This is a genomic window from Paraoerskovia marina DSM 21750 (assembly GCF_000701465.1).
Taxonomy (GTDB): Bacteria; Actinomycetota; Actinomycetes; order Actinomycetales; family Cellulomonadaceae; genus Paraoerskovia; species Paraoerskovia marina.
Genome location: NZ_JNIY01000003.1, coordinates 735,939 through 748,585, shown reverse-complemented (window position 1 = coordinate 748,585; position 12,647 = coordinate 735,939). Strand labels below are relative to the sequence as shown.

The following is a 12,647-nucleotide window of genomic DNA, read 5'->3' as shown; positions in this document are numbered from 1 at the left end:
CTAGCCTACGGCTGCCGCGAGCGCGGCGAGGTCGGTGTCGGCCCAGCGCGGCCCGACGGCGCGGATCGTCACGCGCCGGACCCCGGCCTCGGGGTCGTGGTCGCCGAGCACGCCGTCGTGCTCCGCCTCGCCCGGGAGGTCGACGAGACCGCCGCGGGGCCGCTCGATGCTGATCTCGAGCCGGTCCTCGGCGAGGGCCTCGGCGAGTCCGCCTCCCCACTCGACGACCGTCACGGACTCCTCGAGCGACGAGTCGAGGTCCAGGGCGTCGAGCTCGTCGAGCCCTCCGAGCCGGTACGCGTCCACGTGCACGAGCGCGGGCCCGTCACCGAGCGACGGATGCTCGCGCGCCACGATGAACGTGGGCGACGCGACCTGCCCGCGGACGCCGAGGCCCGCACCGAGACCCTGCGTGAGCGTCGTCTTGCCCGCGCCCAGGTCACCGGTGAGCACGACGAGGTCACCCGCGCGCACGATCGTGGCGAGCGCCTGACCGAGCGCCCGGGTGCTGGCCGCGTCGGGAAGTTGTAGAACGGTCACGCCTGCTTCTCCTTGCTCTCTGACTCTGCTGCTGCCGCGCCCTGCGCCGACGGCCCGGCGGTCGCCTCGCCGCCGACGTAGACCCGGGGGACGCGGGCGCCGATCCGCGTGACGATCTCGTAGGAGATCGTGCCCGCGGCCTCCGCCCAGTCCTGGGCGGTCGGGAGCCCGTCCGTGTCCGCCCCGGTGCCGGGTCCGAACAGCCGCACGACGTCGCCCGCCTGCTCGGTGGCGTCGGGACCGAGGTCGAGCACGAACTGGTCCATGCACACCCGTCCTGCCACCCGGAGCAGACGCCCTCCGCCGTCCGCCGTGCGGCCGACGAGCAACGGGCCGCCCGGCTGCGCCGGCAGGTCTCCCGACGCGTGCCGCGGGACGCCGTCCGAGTACCCCAGCGGGACGACGCCGAGGACCGTGTCCCGGGTGGTCCGGTACCGGTGGCCGTAGGAGACCCCGTGGCCGGCGGTGACGCGCTTGACGTTGGCGAGCTCCGCCTCGACGGTCATGGCGGGGGTGAGGCCGTGGTCGGCCGCCGGACCGAGCTGCGGGACGGGCGTCAGACCGTAGACCGCCAGTCCGGGACGGACCAGGTCGTAGTGCATGCGCGGGGCCGTGAGCGTCGCGGCGGAGTTCGCCAGGTGCCGCACCTCGAGGTGCGCGCCGGCGGCCTCCACGCGGCCCACGACCTCGTCGAAGACCTCGGCCTGCGCCAGCACGGTCGGGTGGTCGGGCTCGTCGGCGAACGCAAAGTGCGACCAGACGCCCACCAGCTCGACCGCACCCTCGCTCTGGGCCCGCAGTGCGTCGGGGAGCAACGCCTCGAGGTCGGCCGGCGTCAGTCCGTTGCGCCCCAGGCCGGTGTCGACCTTGAGGTGCACACGCGCGACCCGGCCGGTCTGCCGCGCCGCGGCGACGACCTCGGCGAGCGCCCAGCCGGCGTGCACGGCGAGGTCCACGTCCGCCTCGAGCGCTGCGGCCAGCGGCGCACCGGGCGCGTACAGCCACGTCAGGACCCGTGCTGCGGAGGCAGGAACCGCGGCACGCAGCGCGATCGCCTCCGGCACCTGCGCGACGCCGAGCCACCGCGCCCCCCCGGCGATCGCGGCCTGGGCGCTCGGGACGAGCCCGTGGCCGTAGGCGTCCGCCTTCACGACGGCCATCACCTGTGCCGTCGGCGCGTGGTCGGCCAGGGCGCGCACATTCCCCGCGATGGCATCGAGGTCGACGACGGCACGTGCCGGAAAGGTGCTCACCCGGCTGATTCTGCCACCGGCCAGCGCTCGAGGACGCGACGCGAGACGAAACGTCGCTCGACGCCGGTGAACGGGTCGGTGAAGCGCAGCTCCCGGGCGAGCAGCTGCAACGGGTCGCGGAAGTCGTCGGGGGCCCGGTGCCGCAGGTCCGGGTAGAAGTCGTCGCCCACGATCGGCACGCCGATCCGCTGCATGTGCAGCCGCAGCTGGTGCGTCTTGCCCGTGTGCGGCTCGAGCCGGTAGAGCCCCAGACCTCGCTCGTGGTCGGCAGCCGTCAGCGAGATCCGCGACTCGGCGTTGGGTTCACCCTCGACCTCGTACGCACGCGGTACCCCCCGCTCCTTGAGGATCCGGCTGCGCACCGTCACCGGCAGGTCGACGCCCGCGAGCGGGGCGACCGCCTCGTAGGTCTTGGTCACCTCCCGGCGCGCGAAGAGCGTCTGGTACGCGCCGCGCACCTCGGGGTCGACCGTGAGCACGAGGACGCCGGCGGTGGGCCGGTCGAGCCGGTGGGCGGGGACCAGCGTGGGCAGGTCGAGGTCCCGGCGCAGGCGCACGAGCACGGACTGCGTGACCCAGGCGCCCCGCGGGATGGTCGACAAGAAGTGCGGCTTGTCGACGACGAGCAGGGCGTCGTCACGATGGAGCACGTCGATCTCGAACGGCACGTGCGGCTCGTCCGTCGGCGGGTCGCGGTAGACCCAGACGACGGCGCCCGGGGTCGCCGGGGCGTCGGGCGCGACGGGGTGCAGCGCGGCGTCGAGCACCTCTCCCGCCGCGACCTTCTCGACGAGGCGTACCGCGTCGTCGGGAAACCGTCGGGCGAGGTGGGCGGCGACGGTCGGCTCGTCGTCCGACGGCGCGAGCAGCACCCGGGTGGGGTTCAGCCCCTCCTTGAGGGGCGGGACGGCGGCACGACGGCGACCGGTACGGCGGGCCACTAGCCGTCCAGGCGAACGACGAGGCTCGCCCGCTCGCGGGTCGTCTCGACGAGCCGGGCGTTCTGCTCGTCCGGTCCGAGCGCCTTGGCGGCGGCCGCGACGGGAGCCAGTCCGTATGCCGCGTGCCGGGCGACGAGCCGGGCGCGGCGCACGTCGTCGGGGACCTCGACGAACCACGACTCGGTGAGCTGGAGCCGAGCCGTCGACCAGCGTCCGGCCACCTCCCCCGGGCCGTCGTCGGAGTCGAGGAGCAGATAGTTGCCCTCGGTCACGACGACGCGCGTCTCCTCCGTGACGGCGATCGCGCCGGCGACGGGCTCCTCGATCTCGCGCCGGAACTCGGGCGCGTAGACCGGTGCCCCGCCCGGCCCGACGGCGCGCGCACGGAGCAGCAGCATGCCGAAGCCCTCGGCGTCGAAGGTGTCGGGCGCCCCCTTGCGGTCACGCCGTCCGAGCCGTTCGAGCTCGGCGTCGGCGAGGTGGAAACCGTCCATCGGGACGACGACGGCGGGGCACCGCTCGCCGCCGTCCACCCCGGCCTCGAGGTGCTCGACGACCTTCTCGGCGAGGGTCGACTTGCCCGACCCCGGCGCGCCGACGATCCCGATCACGATCCGTACCGGGTCCGTGTCGCCGTCGTCGCGGGCCTGCGCCGACGCGGCCTCCCACAGCATGACGGCCCGGGCCGCGAGCGCCGTCGCGGCGTCCTGCCCGCTCATGCGTCGTTCTCCAGGAGGATCTCGGCGATCACCGAGGAGACGGCGTCGGCCACGTCGAGCGCCGCGACCGGTCCGCCGGGGTTGGCCCGGTCGGCGCAGTGGCCGTGCACGAACGCCCCGGCCGCCGCGAGCCTCGAGGTGAGGCCGGGCGTCGCGACCGCCTCGGCCGATCGCGCTGCGAGCAGGGTCCCCAGGATCCCGGTCAGCACGTCGCCCGCGCCGGCGGTCGCCAGCCACGTCGGTGCCTCGGCCTGGGAGAAGACCGCGTCCGGTCCGACGACGATCGTCACCGAGCCCTTGACGAGCACCGTCGCCCCGGTGAGCTCGTGCGCACGGCGTGCGTGGGCGAGCGGGGCGGCCTCGACGTCCTCGCGGGACGTCCGCTCCCCCAGCGCACGCAGCAGCCGGGCGAGCTCGCCGGCGTGGGGCGTCAGCAGCACGTGCGGGGCGAGCCGGTGCCCGTCCTGCACCACGGTGGCCACGACGTCGAGAGCGCCCGCGTCCGCGACCACCGGCACGGGGTCGGTCTCGGTGCCGTCGGGCCCGATGCCGCGCGACTGCTCGAGCGCCTCGCGCACGCGGGCGTGCTGCGCCGCCCCGTCGGTCCCGGCCGCGGGCGCCCCGCCGCCGTCGGCGCCGATTCCCGGCAGGCCCGGTCCGACCGCCCACGACTGGACGCGGCCGGCGGCCGGCACCACCTCGGGGCGCGCCGAGACCACCGTCGAGGCCACGGCCTCCGGGCCGAGGTACCGCACCATCCCGGCGCCCGAGCGGACGGCGGCCGTCGCCGCGAGCACGGCGGCTCCGGGGAAGTGCGAGGTGCCGGCGACGAGACCGACGACGCCCCGGGTGTACTTGTGGTCCCGCACGCCGGGGACGGGCCAGAGCTCCGCGACGTCGGCGGCCCCCATCCGCATCACCGCAGGCACGAGACCCTGGTCCACGATCGGCTGGCTGAGCCCGATGTCGACGAAGTGCACGTCGCCCACCAGGTGCGCCGCCGGCGGCAGCAGCAGCCCGGGCTTGGTCGCCCCGAAGGTCATGGTCACGTCCGCCGGCATCACGGGACCCGCGACCGTCCCGTCGTCGACGCCGATCCCGCTCGGCAGGTCGACGGCGACCACCCGCGGCCTGCGCCGCCCGGGGCGCGGCCCGAGGATCTGCTCGACCGACGCACCCTGGATCACGAACCCGGGCCCGGAGTTCGGGCGCTGCGCGGTCAGCTCCTGCGTCAGCTCGCCGGCCGCCGACAGGGCGCGGACGAACTCGGCCGCGATCCCCCGCAGCGGCCCGACACCGCCGATACCGACGAGGCCGTCCAGGACGAGGTCCGCGGCGAGCACGTCCGCGACGGCCCCCGACCACGCGGGGTCGGTAGGGCCTCCGCAGACGTCGACGACCCGCCCTCCGGCCTCGCGCAGGGCGGCGAGCCCGGCCTCGTGCACCTGGGGGCTCGTGCACACCGCGACGACCTCCGAGGGCGGGAGGTCGGTCTGGCCGACGATCTCGGCGAGGAACGCGCCGTCGTCGCCCGCACGCCCGGCGAGGATCGCCCCGGCGAACAGCGCGTCACCTCCGTTGGCGCCGGACCCTACGAGCAGCGCGACGCGCGGTGCCGGCTGGTCCGGCTCCTCGTCCCCGGAGAAGAGCACCGGCATCGACGTCGTCGCGAGCGCGATGGCCGCCAGCTCCATCAGGTCGTAGCCCGCGTCGAGCAGGGGCACCTCCGCGGCACGGACGTCGGCGGCGGTCCAGGATTCGATCATGCGGTCCATCCTGCCTGCCCGACGGCCCGACTGCCCAAAGCGCGGTCGCCCCGGGGCGGCGAGGTGCGACGTCGGACGGCCGGAGTAGGTTGGACGCATGCGATTCGGACTCTTCATTCCACAGGGCTGGCGGATGGACCTCGTCGGCATCGAACCGGCCGACCACTGGGAGACGATGCGGTCTCTCGCCCGCTACGCCGACACCGCGCTCGCCGGCAGCGGTCTGCCCGGCGACCTCCCGGCCTTTGAGTCGGTCTGGGTGTACGACCACTTCCACACCGTCCCCGAGCCCTCCGAGGAGGCCACGCACGAGGCCTGGACGCTGATGTCCGCGTTCGCCGCCTCGACGGAGCGCGTGCGCCTCGGGCAGATGTGCACGTGCATGGCCTACCGCAACCCGGCCTACCTCGCGAAGGTCGCCTCCACGGTCGACGCGATCTCCGGCGGTCGCACCGAGATGGGGATCGGCGCCGGGTGGTACGAGCACGAGTGGAAGGCGTACGGCTACGGGTTCCCGAACGCCGGGGACCGGCTCAAGGCGCTCGACGAGGGCGTGCAGATCATGTCGCAGATGTGGTCCGAGGGGTCCGCCACGCTGCACGGCTCCTACTACACGGCCGACGGCGCGCTCTGCCACCCGCAGCCGTTGCAGCGGGACGAGTCCGGCCGGCCGACCATCCCGCTCTGGATCGCGGGGGGCGGCGAGAAGCGCACCCTGCGCACCGCCGCGCAGTACGCGCAGTACACCAACTTCTCCGGCATGCCCGAGGAGTTCGCGCACAAGTCCAAGGTGCTGCGCAGTCACTGCGAGGACCTGGGCACCGACTTCGCCGCCATCACCCGGTCGGCGAACTTCAACGTCGTCATCGGCGAGACCGAGGAGGTCGTCGCCGAGAAGCTGCGATGGATCGAGGACCACTACCGCCGGGTCTCCCCCGACGCGGCCGACGGCCAGATCGAGTCGTGGCGCAACGGCCCTCTCGTGGGCACGCCGGAGCAGGTCGTCACGGCGCTGCGCGAGCTCGAGGAGCTCGGCATGACGTACGCGATCACGTACTTCCTCGACGCCGCCTACGACCGCTCGTCGATCGAGCTCTTCGCCCGCGAGGTCGTGCCCCACTTCCAGCACTGACCCACGACGTACGAGGGCGGGGCATCCGAACGACGTGATGCCCCGCCCTCGGTGCGTCGGGCGACGGTCAGCCCTCGGCGACGACCATGGCGGACGCGATCCCGGCGTCGTGCGAGATCGACAGGTGGAACTTCTGGATCCCGAGCTCCTGCGCCCGCGCGGCGACGGTGCCGGAGATCTCCACCTCGGGGGCCCCGCCCGGCACCCGGTGCACGGTCGCGTCCTGCCAGCTCATCCCGCCGGGGGCACCGAGCGCCTTCGCGATCGCCTCCTTGGCGGCGAAGCGCGCTGCGATCGACGCCGGTGGGAGGTCCCGCTCGGCGGGGGTGAACAGCTTCTCGCGCAGGCGTGGCGTGCGGTCGAGCGTCTCCATGAACCGGTCCACGTCGACGACGTCCACTCCTACCCCGATGATCACGGGCTCAGCCTAGGCGACCCCCGGTCGGACTACTCGACGGTGACCGACTTGGCGAGGTTGCGCGGCTGGTCGACGTCGAGGCCCTTGGCGGTCGCGAGCGCCATCGCGAAGATCTGCAGCGGGACGGTCGCGAGCAGCGGCTGCATCAGGGTGGGCACCTGCGGGATCCAGAAGATCTCGTCGGCGAACGCCTTGACGGAGTCGTCGCCGTCCTCGGCGATCACGAGCGTGCGGGCGCCACGGGCGCGGATCTCCTGGATGTTGGAGACCACCTTCGAGTGCAGCGAGTCCCGCCCCCGGGGCGAGGGCACGACGACGAACACGGGCTGGCCCTCGTCGATCAGCGCGATCGGGCCGTGCTTGAGCTCGCCGGCCGCGAAGCCCTCGGCGTGGATGTACGCGAGCTCCTTGAGCTTGAGCGCGCCCTCCATCGCGACGGGGAAGCCGACGTGGCGACCGAGGAAGAGCACCGAGGAGGCGTCCTTCATCGAACGCGCCGTCGAGCGCACGTACTCGCCGCGCTCGATCACCGTCTGGATCTTGCGCGGCATGTCGCGCAGCTCGTCCATCAGCAGCGCGATCTCGTCCGGGAACTTGTTGCCGCGCAGCTGGGCGAGGTAGAGCCCGAGGACGTAGGCCGCGGTGATCTGCGAGAGGAACGCCTTGGTGGAGGCGACCGCGATCTCGGGGCCCGCGTGCGTGTAGAGCACGGCGTCGGACTCGCGAGGGATCGTCGACCCGTTGGTGTTGACGATCGAGATCACCTTGGCGCCCTGCTCGCGGGCGTGCCGCACGGCCATCAGGGTGTCCATGGTCTCGCCGGACTGGGTGATCGCGACGACCAGCGTCTTCTCGTTGACGACCGGGTCGCGGTAGCGGAACTCGTGCGCGAGCTCGACCTCCACGGGGATCCGGCACCAGTGCTCGATCGCGTACTTGGCGACGTGGCCCGCGTAGGCGGCCGTGCCGCAGGCGATGACGACGATCTTGTCGACCGAGCGCAGCACCGCCTCGTCGATCTTGAGGTCGTCGAGGATGAGACGACCGTCCACGTCCGTGCGGCCGAGCAGCGTGTCGCCGACGGCCTGCGGCTGGTCGTGGATCTCCTTGTCCATGAAGGACTCGAAGCCACCCTTCTCGGCGGCCGCGGCGTCCCAGTCGACGGAGAAGCGCTTCGCCTGGGCGGGCTCGCCGTCGAAGTCCACGACGTCGACCGAGGTCGCCGTGATGGTGACCACCTGGTCCTGGCCGAGCTCCAGGGCCTCGGTGGTGTGCGAGACGAACGCGGCGACGTCGGACCCGAGGAAGTTCTCCCCGTCGCCGAGGCCGACGACCAGCGGCGAGTCGTGGCGGGCGCCGACCACCGTGGCGGGATCGTCGGCGTGCACGGCGAGGAGCGTGAACGTGCCCTCGAGCCGGCGCGCGACGACGGTCATCGCGACGGTCAGGTCACCCACCTCGCGGAAGGTGCGGGCCAGGAGGTGTGCCGCGACCTCGGTGTCCGTCTGCGAGAGGAACGTGACGCCCTCGGCGGCGAGCTCCTCCTTCAGCGCGGCGAAGTTCTCGACGATGCCGTTGTGGATGACGGCGAGACGCCCGCCGTCGACGACGTGCGGGTGCGCGTTGACGTCCGTCGGCCCCCCGTGGGTGGCCCAGCGGGTGTGCCCGATCCCGGCGACGGCCTCGGGCAGCGGGTGTGCTGCGAGCTCGTCGACGAGGTTCACGAGCTTGCCGGACTTCTTGGCCGACGAGACAACCGTCTGGCCGGGCACGGTCAGTGCCACACCCGCGGAGTCGTACCCGCGGTACTCGAGCCGACGGAGGCCTTCAAGGACGACGTCGAGGGGTCGCCCCGACGGCTGGACAGGGCCTGCATACCCCACGATTCCACACATGATTCGAGAGTCTAGCCATCGAAAGCACCTGCTGCGCGCGGCGCAGTTCTGCGGTTTTTTGCGACCTTTCCTGACGAACGCGGGGACGCGGGTGCTCGCAGATCGGGCACAATCGTTGCGTGACCGAAGATCAGCTACCGCGCGTGGACCCGGCACTGACCGGTGAGTCGACGTCGCCGTACGTGGACCTCGACCGCGCCGCATGGAGCCGGCTCTCCTCCTCGACGCCGCTGCCGCTGACGGCCGACGAGGTCGAACGGCTGCGCGGCCTCGGAGATCCCATCGACCTCGCCGAGGCGGACGCCGTCTACCGGCCGCTGTCGCGGCTGCTGAACCTGTACGTGCAGGCGTCGGCGGGACTGCACGACGTGACGTCGACGTTCCTGCACGAGCGCCCCGTGCGTACGCCGTACGTGATCGGTGTCGCCGGCTCCGTCGCCGTGGGCAAGTCCACGACGGCTCGGCTGCTGCGCGAGCTCATGGCCCGCTGGCCCGGGACACCGCGCGTCGAGCTGATCACCACGGACGGGTTCCTCTACCCGAACGCCGAGCTGGAGCGCCGCGGCCTCCTCGGGCGCAAGGGCTTCCCCGAGGCCTACGACCGCCGCGCCCTGATCCGGTTCCTCTCCCGGGTGAAGGCCGGCCAGACCGAGGTGAAGGCACCGGTCTACGATCACCTCACCTACGACATCGTGCCGGGCGAGAGGGCGGTGGTGCACCGCCCCGACGTCCTGATCGTCGAGGGCCTGAACGTCCTGCAGCCGGCGCGCCCGAGCCCGGACGGGACGACCGTGGCGGTCTCGGACTTCTTCGACTTCTCGATCTACGTCGACGCCCGGACCCGGAACATCCGCCAGTGGTACGTCGACCGCTTCCTGTCACTGCGCAAGACCGCCTTCGCCCAGCCGGAGAGCTACTTCCACCGGTACGCCACGCTGAGCGACGCCGAGGCGGAGGAGACGGCGCGCCGGATCTGGGACACGATCAATGCACCCAACCTCGAGCAGAACGTGCTGCCCACCCGCGGGCGGGCGACTCTGCTGCTGACCAAGGGCCACGACCACAAGGTCCAGCGCATCCGCCTGCGAAAGCTCTAGCCCGCGGCGTCGTAGAGGTGCTCGTCCTCCTGCGCCGCGGCGATCTCGGTCGGCAGCGGCTCGAACGGCTCGAGCGCGTGCCCGCGCCCGGACCACCAGACGACGAGACGGTCGACGACGAACCCCATCAGGAGCCCGACACCGACACCGACCACCATCGCGAGCAGGGTGTTGTGCCCGAGCCACTGGCCGGCGAGCGTGCCGATGCCGACGGAGAACGACGCCCAGACGATCGCCGCGATGCCGGAGAACGCCATGAAACGGCGCTGCGGAAAGCCGACGGCACCGGCGGACATGTTCACCGCGACGCGGCCGACGGGCACGTAGCGCGCCGCCAGGATGAAGGAGGCCCCGCGCGTGGCCAGGGCGTTCCGCGCCCAGGTGATCGCCTTGAGGCCGCGACCGCTGCGCAGGAACGGGATTCTCTCGGTACCGATGACCCTGCCGATGAGGTAGGCGATCTGGTCGCCCACCCAAGCCCCGAGCGCCGCGACGACGAAGATGATCCAGAGCACCGGACCCGTACCCGCCGCGGCGGCCACGGAGAGCGTGATGACGACCGACTCGCTCGGCACCGGCGGGAAGAACCCGTCGATCACCGTGAACGTGAAGAGCGTCGGGTAGACCCACAGCGAGGCCGCGATGCCCTGCACCCACACCTCAAGATCCGCCAAGAAGACGTTCAGTGGATCTAGCACGGGCCTCGGCTCCTAGCGCGACGTCAGTGTGCGGACTGCACAAGCCTACGTGCGATCCGCCACAGTGGGCGGTCCGGCGCCTGGTCTTCCTGAGTGGATTCGGTGAAGGTCGAAGCCGAGCATCTTTGCCGCGGGTGCCGGGTCCGGGGACGTGCCCCACCAGCGCCCCATCGCCTCGTCGTCCGCCAGGGAGCGCAACTCTGCACGGTCGATGTACAGCTCCCCGTTGAGGTGGTCGGTCTCGTGCTGGACGATCCGCGCCGACCACCCGGACAGCTCCTCGTCGAGCTTCGTGCCGGTCTCGTCGTGACCGGTCAGCCGGATCGACCGGTGCCGGGCGCGCACCGCACTCCAGCCCCGCACGCTCAGGCAGCCCTCGTAGAACGCGACGTGCTCGTCCGAGATCGGCTCGTACGCAGGGTTCACGAGCACGCGGTACGGCAGCGCCGACCGCTCCCGCGGGTCGGACTCGTCCGCGCCCGCGTCCTCCACGACGGCGAGGGCCAGCGAGATGCCGATCTGCGGAGCGGCGAGCCCCACGCCGGGCGCGGCCCGCATGGTCTCGCGCATGACGACGAGCAGGTCCGGGAGGAGGTCGTCGATCTGTCCGTCGTACGGCATGGCGGGGTGCCGCAGGACCGGGTGGCCCGCCTGGACGATCGGCAGGATCCCGTCGGGCGCTGCCTCCAGCCGGGTCTCGACGTCCTCACGGAGCCGGTCGAGCAGGGTCACAGCGCCAGGCGCGAGCGGACGACGCCCGCGAGCTCGTCGGCGACCGCGTCCGCCTGCTTCTGCGTGGCGGCCTCGACCATCACGCGCACGACGGGTTCGGTCCCCGAGGAGCGCAGAAGCACTCGCCCGGTGTCGCCGAGCTGGTTCTCCGCCTCGGCGACGGCGGCGAGCACGCCGGCGTCCTGGCTGACGGCGTGCTTGTCGACGTCCTTGACGTTGACGAGGGTCTGCGGCAGGTGCCCGATCTGCGCGGCGAGGTCGGCCACCCGCCGCCCCGATGCCTTGACGCGGGCTGCCAGGTGCAGCGCCGTGAGGACGCCGTCACCGGTGGTCCCGTGCTCGGACATGATGATGTGCCCGGACTGCTCGCCGCCGAGCGAGTAGCCCGAGGCGCGCATCTCCTCCAGCACGTACCGATCACCGACACCGGTCTGTACAGTGCCGATTCCGGCGTCCCGCATCGCCAGCACGAGCCCGAGGTTGCTCATCACCGTCACCACGAGCGTGTCGTGGGCCAGGCGCCCCTCGTCCTTCAGCCCCATCGCGAGGATGCCCATGAGCTGGTCCCCGTCGACGAGCACGCCCCCGTGGTCGACCGCGAGGCAGCGGTCCGCGTCGCCGTCGAAGGCCACGCCGAAGTCCGCCTCCGACGCGACGACGACGGCCTGGAGCTGCTCGGGGTGCGTCGAGCCGCACTTCTCGTTGATGTTGAGCCCGTCCGGGCTCGCGTTGATCACGACGACGTCCGCACCGGCTGCTCGCAACGCCGCGGGTCCGATGTCGCTCGCCGCACCGTTCGCGCAGTCGACCGCGATCCGCAGGCCGTGCAGCGGCTTGGTGTACTGGTCGGCGCCGATCGTCGAGATCAGGTGCTCGACGTAGGCCTCGCCGGCGCGCCCGGCGTCGACGGTGATCCGGCCGACCTCCTCGCCCGTCGGGCGCTCCCACTCCTCGTCGAGGCGAGCGGCGATCTGGTCCTCGACGTCGTCGGCGAGCTTGACGCCCCCGCGGGCGAAGAACTTGATGCCGTTGTCGTGCATCGGGTTGTGCGACGCGGAGATCATGACGCCGAGGTCGATACCGGCGTTCGTGGCGCTGACGTATGCGACACCCGGGGTCGGGAGCACGCCGACGTCGATCACGTCGACGCCCGCGCTCGCCAGGCCCGAGCACACCGCCGCGGAGAGCAGCTCGCCCGAGGCCCGGGGGTCGCGGCCGACGACGGCGCGGGGCCGGTGCGTGCCGAACTCACCACGCGCTCCGAGGACGTGCGCGGCGGCCGCCCCGAGGTCGAGGGCGAGCTCCGCGGTCACGTCCTTGTTCGCGAGTCCACGCACCCCGTCGGTGCCGAATAGGCGAGCCATCAGTCATGCCTCCGTCCGCCGGAACTCTTCCCGGCCTGCTGCGAGAGTAACCGCGCGATCAGATGAGGGCGCGTTCCGGCGTCGTGCCGGAA

At 72.6% G+C, this 12,647-nt stretch carries 12 protein-coding genes; 2 read left to right on the top strand and 10 right to left on the bottom strand.

Features of this window, described 5'->3' with window-relative positions:
- Genes tsaE through Q343_RS0103575 form a run of 5 tightly spaced genes read right to left on the bottom strand, consistent with a single transcriptional unit; the run spans position 1 to position 5,219 of the window.
- A complete protein-coding gene (gene tsaE, locus Q343_RS0103595; RefSeq protein ID WP_043109204.1) occupies positions 1 to 540 on the bottom strand; it encodes a tRNA (adenosine(37)-N6)-threonylcarbamoyltransferase complex ATPase subunit type 1 TsaE in 540 nt (179 codons plus the stop codon).
- Positions 537 to 1,793 carry an alanine racemase gene (alr, locus tag Q343_RS0103590; RefSeq protein WP_043109202.1) on the bottom strand — a complete coding sequence of 419 codons (1,257 nt, stop codon included), beginning with the start codon at positions 1,791 to 1,793 and terminating at the stop codon, positions 537 to 539. The genes tsaE and alr overlap by 4 nt, the downstream gene beginning before the upstream one ends.
- Positions 1,790 to 2,734: a pseudouridine synthase gene (locus Q343_RS0103585; protein ID WP_029252217.1), complete on the bottom strand. Its 945-nt coding sequence runs from the start codon at positions 2,732 to 2,734 to the stop codon at positions 1,790 to 1,792. The genes alr and Q343_RS0103585 overlap by 4 nt, the downstream gene beginning before the upstream one ends.
- Positions 2,734 to 3,453, bottom strand: a complete 720-nt coding sequence (locus Q343_RS0103580) for a nucleoside/nucleotide kinase family protein (RefSeq protein ID WP_029252216.1) — start codon at positions 3,451 to 3,453, stop codon at positions 2,734 to 2,736. Before Q343_RS0103580 ends, Q343_RS0103585 begins: the two co-directional genes overlap by 1 nt.
- A complete protein-coding gene (locus Q343_RS0103575) occupies positions 3,450 to 5,219 on the bottom strand; it encodes a bifunctional ADP-dependent NAD(P)H-hydrate dehydratase/NAD(P)H-hydrate epimerase (RefSeq protein ID WP_029252215.1) in 1,770 nt (589 codons plus the stop codon). The genes Q343_RS0103580 and Q343_RS0103575 overlap by 4 nt, the downstream gene beginning before the upstream one ends.
- Positions 5,220 to 5,316: 97 nt before the next feature.
- Between Q343_RS0103575 and Q343_RS0103570 the strand changes: the two genes are divergently transcribed.
- Positions 5,317 to 6,351: an LLM class F420-dependent oxidoreductase gene (locus tag Q343_RS0103570; RefSeq protein ID WP_029252214.1), complete on the top strand. Its 1,035-nt coding sequence runs from the start codon at positions 5,317 to 5,319 to the stop codon at positions 6,349 to 6,351.
- A gap of 67 nt (positions 6,352 to 6,418) precedes the next feature.
- On the opposite strand, the gene Q343_RS0103565 is transcribed toward Q343_RS0103570, so the two are convergent.
- Complete coding sequence (locus tag Q343_RS0103565) at positions 6,419 to 6,769, bottom strand: holo-ACP synthase (protein WP_029252213.1); 351 nt, start codon at positions 6,767 to 6,769, stop codon at positions 6,419 to 6,421.
- A gap of 29 nt (positions 6,770 to 6,798) precedes the next feature.
- Positions 6,799 to 8,664: a glutamine--fructose-6-phosphate transaminase (isomerizing) gene (gene glmS / locus Q343_RS0103560; RefSeq protein WP_029252212.1), complete on the bottom strand. Its 1,866-nt coding sequence runs from the start codon at positions 8,662 to 8,664 to the stop codon at positions 6,799 to 6,801.
- 119 nt (positions 8,665 to 8,783) lie between these two features.
- On the opposite strand from glmS, the gene coaA reads away from it, so the two are divergent.
- Positions 8,784 to 9,761 carry a type I pantothenate kinase gene (gene coaA / locus Q343_RS0103555; protein ID WP_052366824.1) on the top strand — a complete coding sequence of 326 codons (978 nt, stop codon included), beginning with the start codon at positions 8,784 to 8,786 and terminating at the stop codon, positions 9,759 to 9,761.
- On the opposite strand, the gene Q343_RS0103550 is transcribed toward coaA, so the two are convergent.
- The 3 genes from Q343_RS0103550 to glmM are packed head-to-tail and all read right to left on the bottom strand — an operon-like array spanning position 9,758 to position 12,555.
- Complete coding sequence (locus Q343_RS0103550) at positions 9,758 to 10,459, bottom strand: DedA family protein (protein WP_081829586.1); 702 nt, start codon at positions 10,457 to 10,459, stop codon at positions 9,758 to 9,760. The two genes, coaA and Q343_RS0103550, sit on opposite strands and share 4 nt — an antisense overlap.
- 45 nt (positions 10,460 to 10,504) lie before the next feature.
- Positions 10,505 to 11,191: a peptide deformylase gene (locus Q343_RS0103545; RefSeq protein ID WP_043109197.1), complete on the bottom strand. Its 687-nt coding sequence runs from the start codon at positions 11,189 to 11,191 to the stop codon at positions 10,505 to 10,507.
- Entirely contained in the window at positions 11,188 to 12,555 is a 1,368-nt protein-coding gene (glmM, locus tag Q343_RS0103540) for a phosphoglucosamine mutase (RefSeq protein ID WP_029252208.1), read from the bottom strand. Before glmM ends, Q343_RS0103545 begins: the two co-directional genes overlap by 4 nt.
- Between the last annotated feature and the right edge of the window lie 92 nt (positions 12,556 to 12,647).